Source organism: Edaphobacter modestus, from assembly GCF_004217555.1.
Classification (GTDB): domain Bacteria; phylum Acidobacteriota; class Terriglobia; order Terriglobales; family Acidobacteriaceae; genus Edaphobacter; species Edaphobacter modestus.
Genome location: NZ_SHKW01000001.1, coordinates 975,296 through 999,506 on the forward strand (window position 1 = coordinate 975,296; position 24,211 = coordinate 999,506).

Genomic DNA, 24,211 nt, shown 5'->3' on the forward strand with positions numbered 1-24,211 from the left:
TGAATTAGACAGCGCGTTTTCCACTGATGAAATGCATAATGATCGACAAGATCGCGAACAACAGCAACAGGTGGATGAGGATGCCGGCAGTTTTGAAGACCAGGAAACTGGCGATCCAAACAACAAACAAGACCACAGCTAGGATGAGAAACATTGCAGATGCCTCTTTCTTGTCGCTTAAGCTATCTAGCGTCTGCAAAATAAGAGCTTGATCGCGCGAGAATCGTTGCTCTAGTGCCAGGGAGACAGAATATCCTTCTTGGACCCAAGAACTAAAAAAGGGCGCTCCATGAGCGCCCTTTCTGACTTACCAGCGTCGAGTTAGCAACCGCCCGCAATGGAAGGAATCAACATAATCTCGTCGCCATCCTGAAAGGCATAGGTTTCGCCACCCAGGAAGCGGATATCTTCGTCGTTGACGTAGATGTTGATAAAGCGGCGCAGCTTGCCATCGTCATCCTTGATCTGCGTCCCCAGTGCGGGGAAGGTCTGATCGATGTCGGAGAGAAGAGCCGGGAGATTCTCCGCGGTTGAATCGAACTGCTTGCGACCGTCCGTATGACGGGTAAAGGCGGTGGGAAGTGTTACCTTGATGGCCATAAATCAGTTTCCTCCTACTGTAACCAAGGCGGGCTCGGCGACGCCATCGAGCTCGCGAAGATAGGCATCGAAGTCCGCAAGACGTGGGCGGACCGCGCGCTCCTGTTGATAGTGACCGGCCAGCGCATCGGTGGTTTTGAGACCGTTTCCAGTAATGCAGCTGACCGTAATCTCGTCAGAGGAGATACGGCCATGCGCATAAAGACGCGCTGTAACGGCTGTGGTAACTCCACCTGCTGTTTCAGTAAAGATGCCTTCGGTCTCGGCGAGTTCCTGGATGCCAGAGACGATCTCGACGTCGGAGACGTCCTCAGCCCATCCACCAGTCTGCCGGATCATCTTTGCGGCTGCAGGTCCGTCGGCAGGGTTGCCAATGGCGAGCGATCGAGCGATGGTGTTGGGTCGCTGCGGCTCGATGTAGTCCCACCCCTGTTTGACCGCATGCGAGATGGGAGAGCAACCGGTGGCCTGTGCTCCGAAGAAGCGAACGGGCTTGTCTTCGACGAGGCCGAGATAGATGAGTTCCTGGAAGGCCTTGCGGATCTTGCGAATCAAGGAACCACCGGCCATGGGGACGACGACATTATCGGGCAGACGCCAGCCGAGCTGTTCGGCGATCTCGTAGCCGACGCTCTTGGAGCCCTCAGCATAGTAGGGCCGCAGATTTACATTGACGAAGCCCCAGTTGTATTCTTCGGCGATCTGGGTGCAGAGGCGGTTGACGTGATCGTAGTTGCCGTCGATACGCACCAGGCGGGCACCGTAGACCTGGGTGTTAAGAATCTTCGCCGGCTCAAGGTCGGCCGGAACGAGAATGCAGGCTTTCAGACCAAGACGAACCGCCTGAGCTGCTACGGAATTGGCAAGGTTTCCGGTCGAGGAGCAACCGACGGTGTCAAACCCGAAGCCCTGCGCGTTGGCAAGCGCAACCGAGACGACACGATCCTTGAAGGAGAGAGTCGGAAAGCATACGGCGTCATTCTTGATGTAGAGATGATTCGCTCCAATACGGCGGCCCAGATTCCTCGCCTTAACCAGCGGAGTGAATCCCACAGGAAGGTCGGGTTCAAAACCCTTTGGCAACGGCAGCAGAGTGGCATAACGCCAGATATTCGCTGGTCCCTTCGCGATGGCCTCACGAGTGAAGACGCCGCGTGCCGAGTCCAGATCGTAGATCACCTCAAGGGGAGCGAGGCAGTCGGGGCATGCGGAAAGCGGCTGGTTTCCGAATCGCTTGCCACACTCATTGCACTTTAGTTCGTAGGCCGTCGACGTACAGGAATAGCTCATTACGCTCTCTCCAATAGCGGAGGAGGGTAAAAGTCGTATGACGTCTCTCGTGGAATACTGCACATGTGCAAACACATGCAGATAGGCGGATTTGAAAATCGCGGGGCTACTGAACAAGGTTTCGCCCCGAATCTCATGTTCCCCGTTTCCAGGAGAGAGTTGACACCGGTCGCCTGAAATAATGGTTTCAGGCCGGTTGTCGTGGCGTCACAGGGCTCGTCCCTCAACCACTCTTCATGAAATTCGCGTCTGAGGCGGAATATCGATCCGAAACAGACTGAACATATCCTTTGTAACACAGGAGCAAACGTGCCGCAAGCAACCGGCTGTTTATCCTTGTTCCTGCAGAATATCGCGCACGCCACTGACAAATGCTGCGGGATCAAACTCTGTGCGCAGAATGTCGTCGGGGCAATTTGTAAGAATCGCAACTCGCCAGTTGCAAACGAACGCCACACGCTGACTGGGCTGCTCAGTTTTAATGCTGGAGCAGAGATCTTCTGCAGTCGCAACGCCAGTCTCGCCTTCCACATCGACAAGTACGAGATCGTAACTCCGGGACTGAAACATCCGGAGAGCTTCGGCGGTGTTCAACGTGGAGTCCACATCGAATCCGGAGATGCGAAGGATCTGGTCGCGCAAAGGTCGCAACATCTCTCGACTGCAGAGGTGAAGAATATAAGGTTTGGGGGATGTGGATTCCATCGAGTTGAGCCGCTATACCGGAAGGATAATTCTTCCATTGTTTCATTGAATCGATCGAAATTGCATCACCATTGCGGCCGTCACAGATTCAGGCCAGAATCTCGGCTTCGTCCTTGTCGGAGAGCACGACATCAGGCAGCACAGGAGTCGGAACCAGCAGGTCTTCCTTACGCATCACGAGGGTGGTCGCGTTCAAGGATGCCAGTTCGAAACCGTGACCATGCGTGATGGCGTCCGTGGGGCAGGCCTCGACACAGTAGCCGCAGAAGATGCAGCGGTTGTAGTCGATATTGTAGACCTTGGCGTAGCGCTCGGCGCTCGAGATACGCTTCTCTTCGGTATTCTCTGCCGCCTCGATGTAGATACAGTTGGAGGGACAGGCCGCGGCACATAGAAAGCAGGCGACGCATTTCTCCAGACCGTTTTCATCGCGCTGAAGCTGGTGCTTCCCGCGGAAGCGCTCCTGAAACTTCGCGCCGCGCATCGGCCCTTTGCCATCGGGATAGTTCTCGACTTCCGTCGGCTGGAACATCTCCTTCAGCGTGACACTCATTCCCTTGGCGATAGCGGCAGCGTTGCGAACGATGGACATAAGTCAAGTATAGCTTGGAGTCGGGAGCTCAGGCAGACGGGGCTCAGGAATCTTCCTTCTCTGGTTTGTGGAGTCTGCATCGTCAATTCGGGCGTGGCCGGATGACACTCTTCCCTGTCGTCACTTCCATTTCCCGATTAGGATTGCTGCATGGCCCCAAAACAACTCTCCCTCTTGCTCGCCGTTGCAATGCTTGTCGGGATCCGCCCTTTGGGCAGCCAGACGATGGCGGAACATGCCCACGTCAAGGCTGCTCCTCCACCCAGCTTCAAATTACCGTGGACGGCAAGACATCGACCGTTACTCTCACGGAGCTGGCAGCCATGCCTCAGAAAACCGTGAAGGTTCATAACGAGCACACGAAAAAAGACGAGGCTTATACAGGAGTGGCGCTGAGCGACCTTCTGGCGAGATCCGGCTTTGCCGTCGGACAACCGACCCATCGCAAGATGCTGCACAGCTATCTGGTTGCCGAAGGAACCGACAAGTATTGGGTGCTCTACTCGGCAACAGAGATCGAAGGCTCAGAGCACGAAGCCGATGTACTCGTTGCGACAGCGGTGGATGGTGGCTCACTGGGCGAGGATGGACAGCTCAAGCTTGTGGCCAGCGCCGACAAGAAGCCTCAGCGCTGGGTGAGGAACCTTTCGGCGATCCGGCTGGTGACGGTCAGCGAGTAGTAGACGGTCAGCGGGGCCTGGAGCGTGATATCGATTCGGCGCGCTCCAGGATGAGGGAGACCTGGTGATCGTTATGGTAGCCATCACGCTGGGCCCGGCGATGGCCGGCAGCCGCGATTCGTTCACGCGCAGCCGCATCCGGCAGATATCGGCGGATCTTCTCTGCCAATTCGTCAAAGCCGGTGAAGAAGACAGCCTCCTCTCCCTCTACGAACCGGTCCATATGGCCCTGTGATCGCTCGGCAAGCAAAAAGCCGCCACATCCTGCGATCTCGAAGCTCTTGTGGACAAACTCATCCTGATTCGAATGCGTGATGAAGCTCAGGTTGATCTTCGATCGCCAGATCGCCTCGCGATACTGATCCCGATAGAGCTCCCCCTCGCGATACAACTTCGAAAACTGCTCCAGCGTAAGTGCGCGTTGCCACCCACGCGGTGGTCCTGAGATCGCCACATTGAACTCTTCCGAGAGTTTCGCAAGAACGGCGCCCCGATCGTCGTAATGGGTGCCTGAAAAGGAGACGTCACGATTGCGATCGCGATCCGACCAGCCCTCGGGCGGAGGAAAGTGCATGGTGGGCTCGTAGGCCGTCTGAATTTTGATGACATCGCGGGCTCCGCGCGAGCGATAGTCCTCGATGTTTTTATCGCGCTGCACGACGTGGAGATCGTAGTGAGGGATGGCTTTCATGTAGAGCCTCCAGCCCGGATCGCGGCGTGGCCCGAACGGATTATCGATCATGTAGCTCACCGTGGTGATACCGAGTGAGCGCAGATGATCGAGTGTTCGAGGCTTCATCCATAACATTTTGTCGGCCCAGAGCAGACCGGGACGTTCACGCTCTGCCATCTGAATGATGTCTCGGTTCAAGCGATCTACATCCGGTCCCATGACCAGCCGGAAGACGATGCGGCGAACGGTAGGATTCGAAGGGGCATACGGAATCGAATTGAGAGAGAGAACCTGATGCCCAAGCCGTTCAAGGGCCCAGAGACGGTACAGCGCAGAGTCGTTCGGCGAAAGGCTCGCAGCGTAGAGAATCTTCATTCGGTTCAATTATCGACGATCTGGCGACTTTGTCGTCCTATTGGTTCCTTAACAAAGCGATCACCTGCTCTGCGTGGACAACACCGACAAGCTTGCGTTCCGTATCGAGCACCGGTAAAGAACGAAGATTGTACTTGTCGAAGAGTTCTGCAACCTTCCTGCCGCTCGCGTCCTGCTGGCAGGTGACGAGGTGTCCATGGGGCAGCTCGGCCAGCGATGCCACCGGCCCTGCCAGAAGGATATGAACAATAGGAACCAATGCATCTACCTGCTCCTCTTCATCGAGCAGGTAGATGTCCGTAATGAGCTCGATATCCCCTTCGAATTCGCGCAACGCGACGAGAACGTCTGCCACCGTGCCGGTTGCCGGAAGAGCGATATATTCGGTTGTCATACGGCCGGCAGCAGAGTCTTGAGAGAATTCGAGCAACTCCTCCACTTCCTGGCGCTCTTCCGGATCCATCTCCTCGAGGATGGCCTCTGATTTCTCCTCCGACAACTCCGCAAGAAGGTCGGCTGCGGCTCCCGGATCCATCTCCTCAACAATTCCCGCGACGTGCTCATCAGCCAAAGCCTGGACAAGGGACTTTTGCAGTCTGGGCTCGACCTCCTCCAGAGTCTCGGCGGCAATCTCCTCGTTGAGGCTTTCAAAGAGGGCCTGTCGTTCCGGTGGAGCGAGTTCCTCGAGGATGTCGGCGATATCCGAAGGGTGCATCTGGGAGAGCCGATCCTGATCTACCTTCAGGCGAACCCGACGCGCCGGATCGATAAGATCGACGAACTCCCACGGAATGACACTGGGACTGAAGCGGCAGGCCACCCGGTCCACCGCTCCAACAGGAAGCCCCTTGAGCAAACGACGAACGGCTCCGCGAAGGCCGACCTCGACCTCTACGATCCGCAGGGACAGTTGGGACTCAGGGGTGTGTTCCCAGTCCAGATTGACATCGTTGACCCGTACCACCTTGCGGCCATGGACGTCGATGATCTGCTGATCCAGAAGATCGCGCTCCAGCAGAACAAGTGCGGGGTCCTGGGGAGCCGGAACGAGCGAAGCGCCTGGAGCGAGGCGCAGGCCACCTGGAGATCGCTCGAGGTCCTTGACCGCTACCATCTCGCCTTGTACGCCGGAGCGGCCGCCGGAGAGCTTCAGGATGAACCCCAGCACACGTGAGGAATCGTCGCCAGGCAGCACGGCGAACTCGTGAACCCGGCCCAGGAGCGAGCCCTGCGTGCCCACGACAGTGCTGCCCACCAGCGCCGAAACCGTCGTCCGTTGATTGCCGTTACGGGTCATAGTTGCTCGCGCGAGATTACCAGACTTTACAGGCCTTCGCCTTCACCATCGGCTGGCCCGCCTTGCAGCCAAACGCCGTGGCAAACTCCGGCATGTTGGTGACAATTCCGTTGATCCGGGCAAAGCCCGGGGAGTGTGGATCGGTAGCGGCCTGCAGACGGCTGTTAGCCTCGCGAGTGTTCTCGCACGCCCACTGGGCGAAGCCGATGAAGAAACGCTGGTCAGGAGTGAAGCCGTCTACCGGCGCGAGGCGCTGAGCCTCGGTAGCTTTTTGCCATGCCATGTAGGCGATCAGTGTGCCGCCAAGATCGGCCACATCCTCTCCACTGGTGAGCTTGGAGTTGATGTGAATGTCATCCACCACAACATAATTCGCGAACTGGTCGCGCAGGCAGTTGATGCGATCTTCGAAGTTTTTTGCGTCCGTCTGGGTCCACCAGTCCTTCAGATTTCCTTCGGCGTCGAACTGGCGGCCCTCGTCGTCGAACCCGTGGGTGAGCTCGTGACCGATCGTCGAACCAGTGTCGCCATAGTTCGGAGCGTCGTCCATCTTCGGATCGTAAAGCGGAGGCTGCAGCACGCCCGCCGGGAAGTTCACATCGTTCATCTGCGAGTCGTAGTACGCGTTGACTGTGGGTGGGCTCATCTGCCATTCGTCGCGATCGACGGGCTTACCGACCTTCGCGAAGTTACGCGCCGTCTCGAAATCCGCTACGCGAAGGACATTGCCGAAGTAATCGCCGCGCTTGATCTCCAGCTTCGAGTAGTCGCGCCATTTATCGGGATAGCCAATCTTGTTGCGGATGGTGTGCAGCTTGCGCGTCGCCTCCCGCTTCGTTGCAGGGCTCATCCAGTCAAGATGATCGATCTCCGATTGCATGGCCTGCTCAATCTGATCGGCCATGAGCAGAGTCTTCTGCTTCGTCTGCGGCGAGAACGTTCGGGCGACGAACTCCTGACCAAGGGCCTCGCCAAGACCGTGGTCGACCTGGCGGACACAACGCTTCCAACGTGGAGGAAGCTGCTGAACCCCGCGAAGCTGGCGGCTGTAGAAGTCGAATGCAGCCTGCTCGAAGGGGGCAGAGAGCGATGGAGCAGCCGTCGTGACGACGTGAAACCGGAGATAGGCTTTCAAATTATCGATCGACTCCTCCGTGAGGACGTGATCGACGGCTTTCTGGAAGGCAGGCTGGGCGACGTTGAGAGTCGTGATGTTCTCCAGTCCCTGGGCACGAAGATAATCAGGCCACCTGACAACCGGGCTCTGGGCCTCCAGTTGCGCAACGGTCATCTTGTGGTACTGCTTGTAGGGGTCGCGGCGCTCGACTCGTGTCAGCGATGCACGCGCAAGCTCGGTCTCGATGCCGAGAATGGTCGCTGCATCCTTCCGGGCCTTCGCCGCAGGCTCTCCGGAAAGTGTAAGAATTCGCTGGACGTAAACGAGATAAGCCTTCCGAATCTCCTCGCTTTTAGGATCGGTCTTGAGGTAATAATCGCGGTCGGGCAGACTGAGGCCTCCCGCCGAGATCTCGGCTATGACAGAGCTCGAATCTCCCGGGTCCTGCGTGGAGCCGGCATCGAAGAAGAAAGTCCCGGGCACATGCCGGTTCAGCGGTCCCAGGTAAGCGATCAGCGCCTTACGGTCCCGGATGGGATCGATAGCATCCAGGGTGGGCCTGACGGGCGCGGCGCCGAGCTTGTCGATCGTGGCAGTATCCATGCAGGCCGCGAAATAGTCGCCGACCTTCTGCTGGGTCGGGGTGCGTGCCTCGGCCTTGGCGTCTGCCTCAAGAATGCCCCACAGGAACTGCTGATTCTCGTTCGCGAGCTTGGAATAGACGTCCCAGCGGGCCTGGTCGGCAGGAATCGGGTTATTCTTCATCCACCCGCCGCAGGAAAATTTGTAAAAGTCGGCGCAGGGGTCAACGCCGCGGTCCACGGACGCGAGGTCAAGGCTCGGGGAGTATGGCATGGCGGCCAGTGGCGCCGGCTGCGCGGGGTTTCCCTGCTGGGCAAGAGCGGCCGGCGCCAGCAGAAAACAGGCACAAACCGAGGTAATGAGATTCCGCATGCGAATGTCCTCGTCTTCGCATGTTAGCGCATGAGATTTGCCGATAGTACCTGGGTTGTGTTTAGTTAGAAAGTCCCGGACCGGCGGCCTTCCGGCACGGGCGGGAGCAAGGCGGAAGGAGCAAATCTTGACATTCGGGACGAGCACAAGCACACTGCCATCATCGCTGTTGTCTGCCGTTGACGACGGGCACACAAGAACTTCAAGGACAGCCTTGGCCGACTCAACGACAAGCCGCGTCAGTTACACTCTGGATTCCACTCTGGACAGTGTCAACAAAATTGAGCAGACGGCGGAACAGTATGCTCAACGCGCGGGCTTTGACGAGGACACGATTCCCTATATCGCAATGGCGGTCCGCGAGGCAGCGGTAAACGCAGTCTTGCACGGAAACGCTTACGATCTCAACAAGCACATCACTGCGTCTTTTGAAACCACATCAGAAGATCTGGTGATTCGCATCACGGACCAGGGGCCAGGACTCGATCCGAACACGCTGCCAGATCCCCTCGCTCCTGAAAATATTCTGCGAGGATCAGGTCGCGGCATCTTTCTGATTCGGTCTTTCATGGATGAGGTAAACTTTCGCCAGTTGCATCCCGGCACCGAGCTGACCCTCATCAAGCACCGCACACCCGCGAAGTCGGGGACCTAAGGAGAACACTAATCATGAGCATGAAAGTATCTACGCGCCAGGTGGACGGCGTCACTATCCTGGATCTGAGCGGCCGGATTACCCTCGGCGAAGGCAGCGTAACGATTCGCGATGCAGTCCGCGATCTACTGGCAAAGGGCCAGCAGAAGATTCTTCTGAACCTGGGCAACATCAATTACATCGACAGCTCGGGTATTGGCGAACTTGTGAGCGCATTCACTACGGTCAAAAACGCCGGCGGCGAACTGAAGCTGCTCAATTTGACCAAAAAGGTTCAAGATCTGCTCCAGATCACCAAGCTCTATACCGTCTTCGACGTACGCGATGACGAGGCCACCGCGATCTCTTCGTTCGGCAAGTAATTTCCGATTCCTCGGTAGCTCCAGCCTTTGACACCCAAAAGAAAGGCCGCCGCAGTTCGCGGCGGCCTTTCTTCGTGCCAAGGTTCATTCGGCTTGTTCCTACTTCGAGAAGTCGACCTTGGGCGCGACACTGTTCTCCGGATTCCCCCTGAAATACTCATCCCGGTAATGAAAGCCGGCCATACCGGCCCAGAGGCTATTGGGGAACTGCCGGACGTAGACATTGTAGTCCTCCAGTACCCTGTTGTACCGTTGCCGTTCCACAGCAATGCGATTCTCCGTCCCGGCCAGTTCGTCGTTCAGGCGCATGAACTGGTCATTCCCCTTCAGATTGGGATACTGCTCCTGCAGCCGGAAGAAGGGTCCCAGGGCGACGTCGAGCTTGCGGTTGGCGTCGATGGCGCCCGCCCGGTCCGAACCCGCCGCAAGCACGCCGGCACGCGCATTTGCAATGTTGGTGAGGATTGTCGATTCTTCAGCCACATAGCCCTTTACCGAGGCTACAAGGTTCGGAATGAGATCCAGTCGCCGCTGCTGGACCACATTGACCTGCGAATAAGCTTGGTTGATGGCTTCATTCTTCTGGACCAGCGTATTCTTTGTACTTACATAGCTTCCGCCTACAAAGAGCAGCAGAAGAAGAATGAGGCCGACAGCGCCCAAAACAATCCATAAAGGTTTCATCTCTCGAACAGTTCCCTTCCTTGAGCTTCGTTACGGGCCGAAGTGCTACCGGCTGTACTGTATCATTCCCGTGATATTGCTCTGCTGAACCACATTGCTGCATATCGCCGAAAAGGTTCGGTTTTCAGAAGTTAGCCCCTCCCCCGCCCGACCTTCCCCCGCCAAAACCTCCAAATCCGCCCCCATCGCCGCCGCCTCCACCCCATCCGTCGCGGTCGTCTCCTCCGCCCCGGTATCCGCCCCTTCCCGCGCCTCCCATGAGGTTTCCGAGAAGGAAGAAGATGAGCCCCATATTGCCGGTGCGGGCCAGGAAAAACAGCAACAGAAGGATTGCTCCTCCGCCCAGGAGAACCTGGGTCAGACTCAGAGGTGCAGGCTGTTCCCCAACCCCCTGCCGGTGATATTGATGAGCAGGCAGGGATAAAGTAACGCCGGCATCCTGCGCGATGATGCCTGCAAGCTGTCTGACGCCGAGGGGGACGGCGGTGTTGTAATCACCCCGGTTAGCCGCTGGAACCATGGAGCGGCCGATGTCTCCGACCTTGGCGTCGTTCAGGATGCCCTCAAGACCATACCCTACCTCGATGCGCCCCCGTCGAGGCGTCATCACAAGGACCATCAGAACACCCCGGTCTTCTTTGTTGCCGACGCCCCATTTGTCTTCCAACTCGGTAGCAAACTCCTCAATGGTCTGATCGTCATCGAGGGTCTTGATCGTTACCACGGCTATCTGTGCATGTGCCTGGCGATCCACCTGCCCACAGAGCGTCTCCATCTCCTGCTTCGTGGAGGGAGTGAGCACACCCGCAAAATCATTGATGTATCCGGTCGGCGCTGGGAGTGACTTTACCGACTCGCCGGCCAGAGCCATCGGCAGAACAAGCAGTAAAACAATCCCCAGCCATCGGGAGGCACGATTCATATGCTGCTCATTTTACGCCCAATGGATCTGAGGAACGACGCCAACGCCTCTGCGGTCTTTGTAGTGCGCACACTACGGCGCAGGGAGCGGGTTTTGCGTGGACGAGTTTTCCTGCTGGTGATGGTGTCCCGGCATTGGAATACCGCGGTCGTGCGCCATTTTGTCAGCAGCGATCATATGTTGACGAATCATCTGCGCTCCGTTATCCACCGCAGCCTTCAAATCGGAATCGTGGGTACTGCTTGCCTCCATGCGAAACTCTCTCAGGTCGGAGTGATGATCTTTGACCATGTAGACGATATATTCTTTGTCGAAATCTTCGCCAGAGAACGAACTCAGTTTCTCGTACGCAGCCTGTTGGTCCTTGTCCATCTTCCTGGGCAGGCGCGCACCAATTGAGTCCGCAAGCTGTGCGAGGTCTTCGTTCAGTTTGGTGTGGTCTTCGACCATCTTCTTTCCGAAGGCTTTGACATCCTCGCTTGCGCCCTTCTCGGCGGCAAGTTTGCCGAGTTCGACCTCAGCCAGTCCTCCCTGGACTGCCTTCCGCACAAACATCTTGTCTTTCATCTGTTGCGCCGTATCACCTGGTGCACCACTGGAGTCCTGCAGCGACGTCGGAGGAGGAACCGCATGGCCGGGTTGGTTCGACTGGTTCTGGGAGGCCGGAGGCGGCATCGTCGGATCAGTTTGCGCAAAAGCGGAAGACGCAAAGGCAACCATAGAGCATAAGACAAAGAAGGAAAGGACAGAACGCCTCATCACAGGCCTCCTCGGCGGACCATTGTAGCGCTGTATCGACCGCCTGTACGCACTCCTTGGATGGGTGCAAGGTGGCGAGCAAGGGTTGTCCGAAACTCTTCCTGGAACGCGATATCCTTTCAGAGCGATGGAAAAAACAACCGAACTTAGTGCCGCCCCGACGCGCTCCGAAACATTCTCTACCGGCTTGGCAGTCTCGGCGCCTGTGGCTCGTCGAGAGTCGACGCCCACAACCCTGCACGGCCAGACCCTTGAAGACGACTACCGTTGGATGCGCGACAAGGAATCGGCTGAAGTCATCCGATACCTGGAGGCTGAGAACGCCTATACCGCTGCGGCGATGAAGTCGACCGAGGACCTGCAGGTAAAGCTCTACGCAGAGATGCTCTCGCATATCAAGGAAACCGATCAGTCTGTTCCCTTCCGCGAACGAGGCTGGTACTACTACACGCGAACCGTGGAAGGAAGCCAATATCCGATTCACTGCCGTAAAAAGGCGGCGGCGGCGGGCGAGATCTACGACGCCACTCAGCCGGAAGCGGTCATCCTGGATGTGAACCAACTCGCGGAGGGCCAGGCCTTCATGGCCGTAGGTGGTTTGAGCGTAAGCCCCGACGGCGAAAAGCTCGCCTACTCGACTGACAATACCGGCTTCCGTCAGTACACCCTGCACATTCGCAACCTGACGACAGGCGAGGAATACCCGGACGCTGCGGAGCGGGTCGGCTCACTGGTGTGGGCTGAGGACTCTCGTACGCTCTTCTACACCACGGAAGATGCCGTCACCAAGCGACAGGACAAGCTCTTTCGGCACCGGCTCGGCGATGCCGCGAGCTACGATGCCGTGATCTATGCAGAACGGGACGAGCGCTTCAACCTCGCTGTAGGGAAGACCCGCGACGGCAAATACCTCATGCTGGAGGCCGGAAGCCACACCACTAACGAGTGCAGCTACCTTTCTGCCGACACTCCAGGTGGAGTCTTTCTCGTCATCGCACCGCGTCTGGATGACCAGGAGTACTATGTCGATCATCGCAACGGGCTCTTCTACATTCGGGTCAACGATACAGGAAGGAACTTCCGCGTCGTGACTGTGCCGGTGGATGGCGGGGGACGCGAAGAATGGAAGGAGTTCCTGCCGGAGGACAAGGAAGCTCCACTTGAGGATTTCGATGTATTCGACAGATTTTGCGTACTTTCCAAGCGCGAACAAGGATTGACATCTCTCTCCGTCTCCCGCTTTGTCGACGATGGAGTCCTCGAATCTCCGCAAAAGATTGCCTTTCCCGAGCCGACCTACACCGCCATGGGGCACGTCAATCGGGAGTTCTCGACGACGAAGTTCCGCTACAGCTACCAATCGCTCGTCTCGCCCGCTTCCGTCTACGAGTACGACATTGCCACCGGAGACTCGGAATTGCTCAAGGAGCAGGAGATCCCCGGTGGCTTCGATCGCGCTCACTACGCCTCCGAACGGCTCTGGGTCACGGCTCCTGACGGCGTGCGCGTTCCCGTCTCCCTCGTCTATCGCAGAGACCGCTTCCACAAGAACGGCTCCAACCCGCTCTATGTCTACGGATATGGATCTTACGGTTATCCTCTTCCGGTCGGCTTCAGCCCGGCACGGCTCTCGTTGCTGAATCGTGGGGTCGTACTTGCCTACGCGCATATTCGCGGCGGTGGCGATTTGGGTGATGCCTGGCATGACGCGGGCAAGATGATGGTGAAGCGCAATACCTTCACTGACTTCATCGCCGTGGTGGAAGCTGTCGTAGCCCAGGGCTATGGCGCGAACGATAAGGTGGCCATCGAAGGCGGAAGTGCCGGCGGTCTGCTGATGGGAGCGGTCGTGAATGAACGGCCCGATCTGTTCCGAGTCGTCCTGTCGCATGTGCCCTTCGTTGACGTCATGAACACCATGCTCGATGCCTCGCTGCCCCTGACGGTCGCGGAGTACGAGGAATGGGGAAATCCGAACGAGCCCGAGGCATTCGGATACATGCGTTCGTACTCTCCTTACGACAACCTGAAACCGGGCGACTACCCGGCGATCCTGGTCAAGACCAGCCTTAACGACTCGCAGGTGATGTACTGGGAGCCTGCGAAGTACGTCGCGAAGTTGAGGACTCTGAAGAAGAACGATACGCTGCTGCTGCTGCACATCAACATGGACGCGGGCCATGGAGGAGCATCCGGCCGCTACGACTACCTCAAGGAGATCGCATTCGATTATGCGTTTCTGCTAAGGGAGATGGGAGCGGAATTTTAAAAGTCCAACGGGAGCCGGGACGGCCACTAAACCTCGGTCGTCTCCGGTTCCTCAATCTTGTCCCCCTCACCGGGAGCAAGAAAGAGATTGGTCTCCAGGCCGTGCTGACGGGTGTAGAGGTCGTAGTAGCGGCCGCCCAGAGCGTAAAGCGACTCATGGGTTCCCCGTTCGACGACGTTCCCTGCCTCGATCACAAGAATCTGTTCGGCGCGGCGAATGGTCGAAAGTCGGTGCGCAATAACGAAGGTCGTTCTGCCCTTCATCAGGTGATTCAGTCCGTCCTGAATCATGGCTTCTGACTCCGAATCCAGAGAGCTGGTCGCCTCATCCAGGATCAGGATGCGGGGATCAGCCAGAATCGCTCGCGCAATCGAGAGCCGCTGGCGTTGACCGCCCGAGAGCTTTACGCCGCGCTCGCCGACGATCGTCTCGTAGCCTTCGGGAAAGCGTTCCGCAAACTCGTCCACTCGAGCGATCCGGCAGGCCTCTTCGAATTGCCCCTTGGTTGCGGTCGGGTGCGAAAACAGGATGTTCTCTCGAATCGTTCCATCGAAGAGGAAGGTCTCCTGCAGCACGACGCCAAGCTGGCTGCGGTAACTCGCCAGGCGCACGGTTGCGAGATCGACGCCGTCCACCAGCACCTGGCCGCTGGTGGCAGTGTGGAAGGCGCAGACGAGAGAGATGATGGTAGATTTACCGGACCCGGACGAACCCACCAGCGCAGTAACGGTACCAGGGTGCGATTGAAAGCTTATGCCGTGCAGAACGGACTTGCCTGGATCGTAGGCAAAGGTCACATTGTCGAACGCCACCTCGCCACGCAACCCGCCTAGGTCGTGGATGCGGCCAGGCTCCACATCCTCTGTCTGTTCGGAAAGCAGTTCGGAGGTTCGGTCCAGGCCCGCTGCTGCTTCGGTAAGCTGTGTCCCGATAGAGACCAGCTGCACGATCGGAGCGATCATGAACGCGAGAAACATCACGTAGGTGACATAGCCGCCCGTCGTCAGCCTGGCGTCGACGACCTGGTGTGCTCCGAGGTACATAACGAGTGCCCCGACCACGCCCAGCACAACCGTCGAAGCCAGCGACATCAGCGACTGCGCGGTCAGAGACGAGATGACATTCGCGAGCAGCCGGTGAGCCCCCGCCGCGAAGACGCGCGCCTCGCTCTCTTCCGCGTGATATCCCTTGATGACGCGGACGCCGCCCAGCGATTCCGTAAGCCTGCCCGTAACCTCCGAGTTGATCTTCGAGCGCTCGCGGAAGATGGGCCGGATAGTTTTGAAGGCACGCTGGAGGATAAGGCCGAAGATCACCAGGATGATGAATGTGACGACGGTCATCTGCACGCTGAGGTGGATCAGGTAGCCGAATGCAAACAACGCCGTGAGCAGGCCACCAAGAAAGTCGATGATTCCTGTTCCGATCAGATTCCGCACGCCTTCGACGTCTGTCATGATGCGGGCAACCAGGGCTCCGGTCCGGTTCGCGTCATAAAAGGCGACGGGAAGGCGACCGATGTGCTGCTGCGCCTTGATCCGCAACTCTGCGATCAGGCGTTGCCCTTCCTTGGAAAGAAGTTGCGTGAGGGTATACGAGGTGATGCCCTGCACCGCGGTTGCGGTGACAACGACTCCAATGATGAGCGGCAACTGGCTGAGCAGATGCTGGCCCATCACGTTGTCGATGAGATACCGCGTCGACGCCGGCAAAACAAGGCCGCTGGCCCGGTTGATCACCATCAGCAGGAAGCTGCCGCCCAGCAACAGGCGCCGCGGCTTCATCAGCTGCCACATCTCGGGCAAAACGCGATTCAGGTTCGGTTTCTGCTTGGCTGGAGCGTCCGAACTCCCCGCCCCTCGGGAGGGACGGTCGGCAGCTTTCATTCCGGGAGCTCCGAAGCTCGAAGGTCCAATCGAAGGCATCTTATTGGAAGTGTACGCCTGCCGGAACATCGTGGCACGTCCCGGCAGGCGTCGTTGCGTCTAGCTTCGATTGACCCGGGCATTCACAAACGAGCGCACGCAGAACAAAACGTAAAGCAGACTGAGCAGCGACATGGCGGCTTTTTCGAGGACAGCGGGGGGATGTGGATAAACCGCTCCATGCGACATGCGCACCGCCTGAATATCGGCTGGGATAGTGCCCAGAAACGCCAGCAGGGCTACGGTGACCGAGATATGCATCCACAGCATCCGTTTTTTGGAATCGGCTGTATTCGCGAGAACGCCGAAGACAACGAAGAGCAGGCCTAAACCGGCCGGGATCAGCGCCGTAGGATGAGAACTTCCGGTCGAGACAAAACCAACCAGGGCCAACAGAATCAGCAATACTCCGAATGTGATGGTCAACTTCGCCATGGATACGCTCCTTTGAGATCACTCCAATCATAAAGAACGTCGACATTTTGCCAAATCATGCGCGAAGGGACTAAGCTGCTCGCCTGTTCGACCGTCCTGCGCTCTTCAACCCATGGAGACCACCAATGAGCGAGTTAGCAACCGCTGTCAGCGAAGTTCTGAAGAAAAAGCGACGGGACCTCTGGTCCACGAGCCCCGATACCTCCGTTTATCAGTGCATGGAAAAGATGGCGGAGAAAGAGGTAGGAGCCTTACTCGTCATGCAAGGCAGCGAGTTGGTCGGTGTGATCTCGGAACGAGATTATGCTCGCAAGGTCATCCTGCAAGGACGATCTTCCAAAGAGACCGCGGTTTCGGAGATCATGAGCGCCCCCGCTCTCTGCGTCTCCCTCGAACATACCGTCGGGGACTGCATGCAGATCATGACGAAGAATCGCATTCGCCATCTTCCGGTAAGAGTGGGTGGAAGAGTAACAGGCATTCTCTCTATCGGCGATCTGGTGAACTGGATCATCACCGAGCAGGAAGAGACGATCCGGCATCTTGAGGCATACATCTGTGGCCAGTAAATTCTCTCAAGAAAAACTAAACCGCTGCCGCTTTTTTGATCGCCTCCACCACGTCCGCTGGCTTCCAGTCGTTGGTTGGATACCAGGCGGCGATCTTACCGTCTTTCCCAATCACCACGGTTGAAAGAGAGTGGGTCAAGGTCTTGTCCTCGCCAGTGGTCAGGCCCACGTCGAAGAACTCGAGCATGGCATTGAGCTCCTTCTCCGGAGACACGGCAAAGTCCCAGTGCGCGAAACTTTCCTTCGTATACTTCCCCGTGTAGGCTCCGCCATAGCTGCGCAGCACAGCCGGAGTATCGTATGCGGGATCGAAGCTGATGCTGAGCAGATGCGTCTTTGCATAAAGCGTGCGATCCGTAGCCAGCGTTTGATCGATCTCCGCGAAGTTGCGACTCATAAGCGGACAGTAATCGGTGAACGGGCAACGTGTATAGATAAACGTCGCAACCAGAACCCTGCCATGAAACTGGCTCAGATGGATGGTGTGGCCGCTCTGGTTTGTGAGACGAAAGTCCGGAACAGCCTCTCCCACCTGGGGAATATGGTACTGCTTCGCCGGCTTGTAATCGGGCCGCGCCTGTGCAACAACAACAATATTGTCGAGCGCCGCATCGTGATACCCTCCCTCATCCTGCTTCACATGAAGGGTCGCGGTAATGGTGTCTCCGGGATGCAGCTCGCTTATAACGCTCGGGTCCTTGAGCTTGTAAGGCATGGTCATGGCTTCCATGAAGCCCGGAATGGCCTCGTGAGCAAGCGTTACATGGGTAGCATCCGTGCCGATGACCCTACCCCGAATCGGAAAGCTCTTCTCCTGACTTGTCAGGGCAGTGTCTTCCGATTTCGAAGATTGGCTCTTCCGGCAACCCGGCACCAACGTGGAGAGTAGAAGCAGAAGAGCGAAGAGACCGGGATGTTTCCAATTCACGAGGCAGACTCCTCTCCTGATGATACGTGGACCACGGCGACGCGTCCTGACGTGCTTGGAGCGCCACTTTTCCAGTAGGATTCGGCGTATAACCAGAGATAGATATGGGCGCTGTGCTCCAGGTAGATCTTCCCCAGCCGATCGCTGATGCACTCCAAAGCGGAGCAACTGTAGTGACAGCGAACCAGCGCGCAGCCCGCACCCTGCGTTATTCCTTCGATCAGCACAATCTGCAATTGGGTCTGAAAAGCTGGGAGACTGCCCCGATTCTTCCCTGGGACGCCTGGGTAGCCAGTCTATGGAGAAACCTGCTCGTCCACGGAAGAGCCTCGGAGTTGCTGTTAAACCGCTTCCAGGAGCACAAGCTGTGGCGCGATGTTCTTGCCACGGACACGGATCTGGCCGCAAGCCTGCAGTCGCTGGACTCCCTCGCGGAGATGGCCGCGAACGCCTGGCAATTGTTGGCCCGCCATCATGGCCGGGAGCGACTGCGGGGATCCTGGGGCAGTCCTGAGACAAAAGCCTTTCAGCGTTGGGCTGCTGAATTCGAGCGTCGTTGCCGCATGCAAAAGCTGTTACCCCGGGCAGCTCTCGAAGACGCCCTGCGAGCAGCCACCGAAGAGGGCCGCCTGCTCCACGCAAGGCCGATTGCCCTGGTCGGGTTCGATGAGATGACGCCTGCTCAACAGACTCTCGTCTCTGCAATCTCTTTATCGGGCGCGCGCATCGACACGCTTCCCATCACACAAGCTCCTTTACACAGATTCATCGCACGCGCCGAGGACGAAATCAGCGAGATCTTCGTGGCCGCACGTTGGGCCAAGAACCTTCTCCGCACAGATGTAAATACACGCATCGCTGTCATCGTTCCCAACCTCGAGAGCCGGCGCAGCGCGATCGATCGTGTCTTCCGAGAAGTGTTGGCTCCTGAGCTTGAAGACATTCAGACAGCAAACCATACAGGACCGTACGAATTCTCGCTCGGTGTTCCACTTTCGGAGACACCGCTGGTACGGGTTGCGCTCGATCTCGTCAGGTGGCCTATAACAGCTCTCCCGATAGAGCGAGTTAGCGCACTGCTCGTCTCACCCCTTTTCGCAATGGACGAGGGCGAACGCAGCGCACGTGCAGCCTTTGACGCGTTCGAGCTTCGACGAGCGAAGCTTCTGCGTCCGGAGATCTCGCTTCCATGGCTTATCAATTCCTTCCGTCGATCCCGTCATCGAATGCGTCCTTCGCGCCTGCTCGATGCGCTCGAAGCGTTGAACCGATCCGGCGCCAGCCAGACTCACGAGCTGCGTAGCCATGCGGCGTGGGCCGATCTTATCCGCAACCGCCTTCAGGCAGCGGGATGGGGTCGGGCCGAAGGCGAAGACAGCGCAGAGTTCCAGCTTCGCCAGAAGTGGGAGAGCACACTGGATGAGTTGACGGCTCTGGACTTTGATGGCGTCCCCATCTCCTTCGATCAGGCTCTGCGAGAGCTCGAACGCATGGCACAGCAGACCCTGTTTGCCCCCGCCTCTCATTACGCCCCGGTCCAGGTGATGGGCCCGCTTGAGGCAGCGGGCAATCGATTCGACGCAATCTGGTTTCTGGGTGCGGGCGATCTCGCATGGCCCATGAAGAGTGCGACCAATCCCCTCCTCCCATGGCCGCTCCAGCGAGACCTTGGCGTTCCTGGTGCCGACCCCGCCGTCGACGACATGCGTTCGAGACTTGTGACGGAACGAATCGGCCAAAGCGCTCCCTTTACCATCTTCAGCTACGCGGCCGAGGGTCCCGAAGGTGCACAACGGCCTTCGCCGCTTCTTCGAACCCTGCACCTGGAAACCATCGACGCACAGACGCTGTCGCCTCCCGAGCCACAGAGGCTGACGGTTGAACTCGAAGAGTTTTCCGATCGGAATCCTCCGCCTCCCCTCCCCGATCACGCTGTCCCTGGTGGAGCGGAAATCCTCAAATTGCAGGCCGCGTGCAGCTTTCGTGCGTTCGCAGAACGACGTCTTGGATCTGCCGAGCTCCGTGAGATCGACTTGGGTATGGATGCGGCGGAGCGAGGAAGCATTGTTCATCGAGCGCTCGAACATCTCTGGAAGCAGGTGCGCTCCCATGCGGCACTTAAGGCGATGCCTCAGAATGACCGCGAGAGATTGCTGGCCGATTCCATAGAGTACGGTCTCGAGCGCGCTGCTGCCGCGACTACAACACGCTGGGAGGAGGCCTACGTCGATCTGCAGCGGGCCAGACTGGCAGGGCTCCTCAATTCGTGGCTCGACATCGAACTCAATCGCGGACCATTTACTGTCAAGCTCAGCGAGGAAGAGTTCAGGGACGTGCGCATCGGCCCCTTGCGGTTGAATGTCCGTGTTGATCGTGTGGACGTCACCGAGAATGGCGAGGTCATCATCGACTACAAGACCGGAGGAGCAAAAGCGGCGCAGTGGCAGACGGAGCGTCCAGATGAGCCCCAGCTTCCTCTCTATGCTGTGCTCTCGACTGCGGCGCAGCCAGAGATGACGCTTGCCGATATCGCGTTTGCGCAGGTTCGAACCGGCAAAGACATGGCCTTCGAGAGCTTCACGCGCAAGATTACAGCCGGGAAAGAGGCTTCAAAGCGTCCTGAGTTCTCCCTCGAGGATCAACTCGTCCGGTGGCGAGGGATTCTTGAGAACCTTGCCTCCGAGTTTCACCATGGTCTCCCGCTGGTCGATCCCAAAAGCTATCCAACCACATGCGCTCACTGCGCGCAGCGAATCTTGTGCCGTCTGAACCCGGCAGCCTTCGATGAGGATTTTGATGAAGAAACAGGCATCGACTCTGGGAATGGGTGAGCTGTTCTCCTTTCCCTCTGAGCCAGAGAAGGCAACATCTTCCTCCACACAGCCACCCGACCTCGGGGAGCGCGAGCGTGCACTGGATGTCACCCGGTCCTGGATCGTCGAGGCCCCGGCAGGCTCCGGCAAGACCGGGCTGCTGATCCAGCGTTACCTCAAGCTGCTGGCATTGCCCGGAGTTGAGCAGCCCGAACAGGTGCTCGCGATCACCTTTACCGTCAAGGCCACTGGCGAAATTCGGGATCGCGTCCTCGAGCAGCTGGAACAAGCCGCCGGTCCCGACAGGACGCACCATGCCTTCGAGCGCGAGACTCGCGCGTTTGCACTGGCTGTGCTCGAGCGCGACCGCAGTCTTGGCTGGGGCCTTCTCGAACATCCGCGCCGGCTCAATGTTCGCACCATCGATTCCATCTGCTCCGAGATCGCACGCGGCCTGCCCATCCTCTCCGGGAATGGAGCGCTGTCCCCTGTCGAGGATGCGTCCTCTCTCTACCGGCTTGCCGCGGAACATACACTGATGCAGTTGGGCGGCGACGACACCGCACTCAGTGATGCTCTTCGCCTGGTCCTCTTGCACCGCGATGGAAATCTTTCGCAGGTGCGAGAGCTGCTGGCCGAGATGCTTGCCCTGCGCGATCAATGGGCGCGACTGGTTCCTCTCGGACACGAGATGCTGGAGGAAGAGTACCTGGACCACACGGTTCTGCCGCAGATTGAACGTACTCTGGCCGATGCAATCTGCAGAGAACTGTCGAAGCTTACACGCCTGATTCCTTCCCCTCTGCTGCACGATCTCGCGACGGTGGCGGCTGAGATGGGAGGAAATGAAGGTCACAATGGTCAGCCATCGCCCATCTCCATCTGTGCGGGCCTGTATCGTGCTCCGGGTGAGACAGAAGATGATCTCGCGCACTGGAAAGCTCTGGCCCATCTCTTGGTGAAACCATCCGGAGGCTGGCGCGCCGGCTTCAATCGAAATCACATCAACTTTGATATCGACAAGAGCCAGTCCAAGCGTTTGCGTGAAATCGTTCAACAATTTCAAGATCGGGACGACCTACTCAAAGCAATGGAGGGGGTAGCCGCACTGCCCCCGGCAAAGTATCCGCAGGACCAGTGGCGTGTGGCCAAAGCTCTCTTCCGGGTTCTTTATCGAGCATTGGCTGAGCTTCAGGTTGTCTTCGCGGAACGCGGGGAATGCGACTTCACCGAACCCGGCCTTCTGGCCCGCACAGCCCTCCGCAACGAAGGAGTGGCGCTCGAAACCACCATGGGAACCAGGCTTCAGCACATCCTCGTCGACGAAATGCAGGACACCTCGACGAGCCAGTATGAGCTGATTCAACTTCTCACGCAGGGCTGGGACGGACGAAGCCAGACCGTCTTTCTCGTCGGCGATCCGAAGCAATCCATTTATCTTTTTCGGCAAGCGCGTGTGGAACGTTTTATCCGCACCATGCAGCAGGGACATCTTGGAGACCTTGAACTCGGTTGCTGTCGCCTCACGACCAACTTCCGATCGCAGGGAGATCTTGTCCGTTCCTTCAACGACGATTTCAAGCTGCTGTTTCTCCCAGAGATCGACCAGGAAAACTCGCAGGAAGCGCCCTACGTCGCAGCCGAGCCCGTTCGCGGACCCTCCAGAGAATCAAGCAGCGTTGTCTGGCATACCCAGATCGTGCCTTCCGCTCCTTCCGCTGGGGAAAGAAGACGCCTTCATCGCAGGAGTGCGCGGCGAGAGGCGCTCGAAGTACGGAGAATCGTCGATCAGTGGAGGTCGAGGCCTCCCCACTCCGACCGTTCGGGGCCTGTCAGGATTGCCGTCCTCGTTCGCAATCGAGCCCACTTATCCGAGATCATCGCAGAGCTGAAACGGGAGCGCAGCACGCCGCCGATTCCGTTCCGGGCAGTCAAGATTGAGTCGCTCGATGAGCGGCCGGAGATCCTGGACCTCTTCGCCCTGACCCGCGCCCTTCTTCACCCTGCTGACCGCATCGCCTGGCTTGCTGTCTTGCGAGCTCCCTGGTGCGGCCTGGAACTCTCCGAGCTCCACCTTCTTACCGGCCAGGACGATCCCACACTGACCGACAAGACGATGGAAGAGCTCATCCTCCAGCGAGGCCAAGAGCTAAGCGAGGAGAGTTGTCAGCGTCTGGCGAGAATCTGGCCAGTCCTGCAGGCAGCTCTCAGCCAACACTCCCGCCTCTCCCTGGCCGAGTGGGTCGAACGAACATGGCGATCCCTTGGCGGAGATGCACCGCTGACACAGGAGCAGCGAACCAACGCCAGAACCTATTTCGAGTTGCTCGACCAAGTGGAAAGGCATGGCACCCTCGATCTCGCCCAGATCCGTCTCCGTCTCCAGTCTTTGTACGCCGAGCCCTCTGCGGCGACGGCAGGTGCCGTGGATTTGATGACCATTCATGGTGCCAAGGGCCTTGAATGGGATGTAGTGCTCGTTCCAGGGCTGGAGAGGAAGAGCCGCAATCATCGTAGCCGTCTCCTCTCGTGGAATGAGATGACCTCCTCGGATGAACACGCCGCACAGATACTGCTGGCACCCATCGCAGGCAAAGGGCGGGATTCCGAGGCCCTCAATTCATGGCTCAACCGTATCCAGCGATCGCGCGAAGATGCCGAATCCCGCCGTCTCTTTTACGTCGCCTGCACTCGCGCGCGCGAAGAGCTTCACCTGTTCGCATCACCAGAACAAAACAAGGATGGATCCATCCGCCAAACGGCCGGCAGCCTGCTTCAGGCAGCATGGGCGGCCGCAGAGCCGCACTTTGTCGATACCCAGCTCAGCTCCAGACCCTTGATCGCACCCGTCCTCGCCATGCCCCCTGCCGTCGAAAGTCTCGTCCTCCCAAGCCTCGCGGCAGAAGCTGAGGAGCCAAAGGCAGCCATCCTGCATCGACTTCCCTTGCAGTTCCATCCCTCCCCCCTCCTGCAGCCCACAAGCACCTTTGTGTTCGCGCCTAAGCCTGCTATCGCACAAAGATTCAGAAGACCGGAGGGTTCCTTCGAGGTTCGCGCATTCGGAACCGCGGTTCATCTCTTTCTCGAGACACTTTCGGCAGAGCTTTCTGCAGGATCGTCCACGCAGGACCTTCTGGAGAAGGTCGCCGGATGGTTACCTCGCATCGCAGCCGTCCTTCGCAGCTCCGGTCTTTCCCCTCAGGCCGTCGATCCACTTGCCGCGCGCGTACAAAAGGCTCTCAGGTCCACGTTGCAGGATCCCGAAGGTCTTTGGGTTTTGATGGCACGCAATGAGGCTTCCAGCGAACACGCCATCACCTCGTGGGAGCAAGAACGTTCGAGTGTGCGCATCGACCGGATCTTTCGTGCCGGTGCCGAACCGTTTGCTCCCGGTGACGACTATCTCTGGATCGTCGACTACAAGACGACGCACTACACCGGTACGGCGCGAGAGGAATTTCTGGCGCGAGAGCGTGAGCGATATGCCGGACAACTGACCGCCTATGCACGCACGATGCTGAATGCCATACCTGAGGCATCCATCCGCCTCGGACTGTACTACCCGATGCTTCCCGGCCTCACCTGGTGGACCGCAGAAGCGGAGTAA

At 58.2% G+C, this 24,211-nt stretch carries 21 protein-coding genes and 1 riboswitch; of the genes, 7 read left to right on the forward strand and 14 right to left on the reverse strand.

The window, feature by feature from the left end:
• Positions 1 to 4 precede the first annotated feature (4 nt).
• The 5 genes from BDD14_RS04050 to nuoI all read right to left on the reverse strand — a co-directional run bounded on the left by BDD14_RS04050 (position 5) and on the right by nuoI (position 3,187).
• Positions 5 to 154 (reverse strand): lmo0937 family membrane protein, encoded by a 150-nt coding sequence (locus BDD14_RS04050; RefSeq protein ID WP_130417671.1) that lies wholly within the window; start codon positions 152 to 154, stop codon positions 5 to 7.
• Between the two features lie 167 nt (positions 155 to 321).
• The gene (locus BDD14_RS04055) at positions 322 to 600 is read right to left on the reverse strand and encodes a MoaD/ThiS family protein (RefSeq protein WP_130417672.1); all 279 of its coding nucleotides are present in this window, start codon (positions 598 to 600) and stop codon (positions 322 to 324) included.
• A 3-nt stretch (positions 601 to 603) separates the two neighbouring features.
• Positions 604 to 1,890, reverse strand: a complete 1,287-nt coding sequence (gene thrC, locus BDD14_RS04060; RefSeq protein WP_130417673.1) for a threonine synthase — start codon at positions 1,888 to 1,890, stop codon at positions 604 to 606.
• A 130-nt stretch (positions 1,891 to 2,020) separates the two neighbouring features.
• Positions 2,021 to 2,133, reverse strand: a riboswitch (SAM riboswitch).
• 87 nt (positions 2,134 to 2,220) lie between these two features.
• Complete coding sequence (locus tag BDD14_RS04070) at positions 2,221 to 2,544, reverse strand: response regulator (protein WP_242617725.1); 324 nt, start codon at positions 2,542 to 2,544, stop codon at positions 2,221 to 2,223.
• Between the two features lie 139 nt (positions 2,545 to 2,683).
• Complete coding sequence (gene nuoI, locus BDD14_RS04075; protein WP_130417675.1) at positions 2,684 to 3,187, reverse strand: NADH-quinone oxidoreductase subunit NuoI; 504 nt, start codon at positions 3,185 to 3,187, stop codon at positions 2,684 to 2,686.
• A gap of 323 nt (positions 3,188 to 3,510) precedes the next feature.
• On the opposite strand from nuoI, the gene BDD14_RS04080 reads away from it, so the two are divergent.
• The gene (locus BDD14_RS04080) at positions 3,511 to 3,867 is read left to right on the forward strand and encodes a hypothetical protein (protein WP_130417676.1); all 357 of its coding nucleotides are present in this window, start codon (positions 3,511 to 3,513) and stop codon (positions 3,865 to 3,867) included.
• A gap of 7 nt (positions 3,868 to 3,874) precedes the next feature.
• On the opposite strand, the gene BDD14_RS04085 is transcribed toward BDD14_RS04080, so the two are convergent.
• The 3 genes from BDD14_RS04085 to BDD14_RS04095 are packed head-to-tail and all read right to left on the reverse strand — an operon-like array spanning position 3,875 to position 8,283.
• The gene (locus BDD14_RS04085; RefSeq protein ID WP_130417677.1) at positions 3,875 to 4,915 is read right to left on the reverse strand and encodes a CgeB family protein; all 1,041 of its coding nucleotides are present in this window, start codon (positions 4,913 to 4,915) and stop codon (positions 3,875 to 3,877) included.
• A 37-nt stretch (positions 4,916 to 4,952) separates the two neighbouring features.
• Positions 4,953 to 6,212 (reverse strand): magnesium transporter MgtE N-terminal domain-containing protein, encoded by a 1,260-nt coding sequence (locus tag BDD14_RS04090; protein ID WP_130417678.1) that lies wholly within the window; start codon positions 6,210 to 6,212, stop codon positions 4,953 to 4,955.
• A gap of 16 nt (positions 6,213 to 6,228) precedes the next feature.
• On the reverse strand, positions 6,229 to 8,283 hold the full coding sequence (locus tag BDD14_RS04095) for a M13 family metallopeptidase (RefSeq protein ID WP_130417679.1): 2,055 nt from the start codon (positions 8,281 to 8,283) through the stop codon (positions 6,229 to 6,231).
• Positions 8,284 to 8,497: 214 nt separating this feature from the next.
• On the opposite strand from BDD14_RS04095, the gene BDD14_RS04100 reads away from it, so the two are divergent.
• Both BDD14_RS04100 and BDD14_RS04105 read left to right on the forward strand, forming a co-directional pair.
• Positions 8,498 to 8,938 carry an ATP-binding protein gene (locus BDD14_RS04100; protein WP_130417680.1) on the forward strand — a complete coding sequence of 147 codons (441 nt, stop codon included), beginning with the start codon at positions 8,498 to 8,500 and terminating at the stop codon, positions 8,936 to 8,938.
• 14 nt (positions 8,939 to 8,952) lie between these two features.
• A complete protein-coding gene (locus BDD14_RS04105; protein WP_130417681.1) occupies positions 8,953 to 9,300 on the forward strand; it encodes an STAS domain-containing protein in 348 nt (115 codons plus the stop codon).
• 99 nt (positions 9,301 to 9,399) lie between these two features.
• Here BDD14_RS04105 and BDD14_RS04110 read toward each other — a convergent pair whose 3' ends face one another.
• The 3 genes from BDD14_RS04110 to BDD14_RS04120 all read right to left on the reverse strand — a co-directional run bounded on the left by BDD14_RS04110 (position 9,400) and on the right by BDD14_RS04120 (position 11,665).
• Positions 9,400 to 9,984: a LemA family protein gene (locus tag BDD14_RS04110; protein WP_130417682.1), complete on the reverse strand. Its 585-nt coding sequence runs from the start codon at positions 9,982 to 9,984 to the stop codon at positions 9,400 to 9,402.
• A 124-nt stretch (positions 9,985 to 10,108) separates the two neighbouring features.
• The gene (locus BDD14_RS04115) at positions 10,109 to 10,906 is read right to left on the reverse strand and encodes a TPM domain-containing protein (RefSeq protein ID WP_130417683.1); all 798 of its coding nucleotides are present in this window, start codon (positions 10,904 to 10,906) and stop codon (positions 10,109 to 10,111) included.
• Between the two features lie 72 nt (positions 10,907 to 10,978).
• Entirely contained in the window at positions 10,979 to 11,665 is a 687-nt protein-coding gene (locus BDD14_RS04120; RefSeq protein ID WP_130417684.1) for a DUF4142 domain-containing protein, read from the reverse strand.
• Between the two features lie 127 nt (positions 11,666 to 11,792).
• Between BDD14_RS04120 and BDD14_RS04125 the strand changes: the two genes are divergently transcribed.
• On the forward strand, positions 11,793 to 13,934 hold the full coding sequence (locus BDD14_RS04125; RefSeq protein ID WP_130417685.1) for a S9 family peptidase: 2,142 nt from the start codon (positions 11,793 to 11,795) through the stop codon (positions 13,932 to 13,934).
• 26 nt (positions 13,935 to 13,960) lie between these two features.
• Here BDD14_RS04125 and BDD14_RS04130 read toward each other — a convergent pair whose 3' ends face one another.
• Positions 13,961 to 15,820, reverse strand: coding sequence for an ABC transporter ATP-binding protein (locus BDD14_RS04130; RefSeq protein WP_242617726.1), 1,860 nt, complete (start codon positions 15,818 to 15,820; stop codon positions 13,961 to 13,963).
• 99 nt (positions 15,821 to 15,919) lie between these two features.
• Positions 15,920 to 16,294: a hypothetical protein gene (locus BDD14_RS04135; RefSeq protein ID WP_130417687.1), complete on the reverse strand. Its 375-nt coding sequence runs from the start codon at positions 16,292 to 16,294 to the stop codon at positions 15,920 to 15,922.
• Between the two features lie 125 nt (positions 16,295 to 16,419).
• Here BDD14_RS04135 and BDD14_RS04140 point away from each other — a divergent pair, with 125 nt between their 5' ends.
• On the forward strand, positions 16,420 to 16,863 hold the full coding sequence (locus BDD14_RS04140) for a CBS domain-containing protein (protein WP_130417688.1): 444 nt from the start codon (positions 16,420 to 16,422) through the stop codon (positions 16,861 to 16,863).
• Positions 16,864 to 16,879: 16 nt separating this feature from the next.
• Here BDD14_RS04140 and BDD14_RS04145 read toward each other — a convergent pair whose 3' ends face one another.
• Positions 16,880 to 17,791, reverse strand: coding sequence for an SCO family protein (locus tag BDD14_RS04145; RefSeq protein WP_242617727.1), 912 nt, complete (start codon positions 17,789 to 17,791; stop codon positions 16,880 to 16,882).
• Between the two features lie 104 nt (positions 17,792 to 17,895).
• On the opposite strand from BDD14_RS04145, the gene BDD14_RS04150 reads away from it, so the two are divergent.
• Positions 17,896 to 20,622, forward strand: a complete 2,727-nt coding sequence (locus tag BDD14_RS04150; RefSeq protein ID WP_130417689.1) for a PD-(D/E)XK nuclease family protein — start codon at positions 17,896 to 17,898, stop codon at positions 20,620 to 20,622.
• Positions 20,588 to 24,211, forward strand: a complete 3,624-nt coding sequence (locus tag BDD14_RS04155) for a UvrD-helicase domain-containing protein (RefSeq protein ID WP_165419921.1) — start codon at positions 20,588 to 20,590, stop codon at positions 24,209 to 24,211. The genes BDD14_RS04150 and BDD14_RS04155 overlap by 35 nt, the downstream gene beginning before the upstream one ends.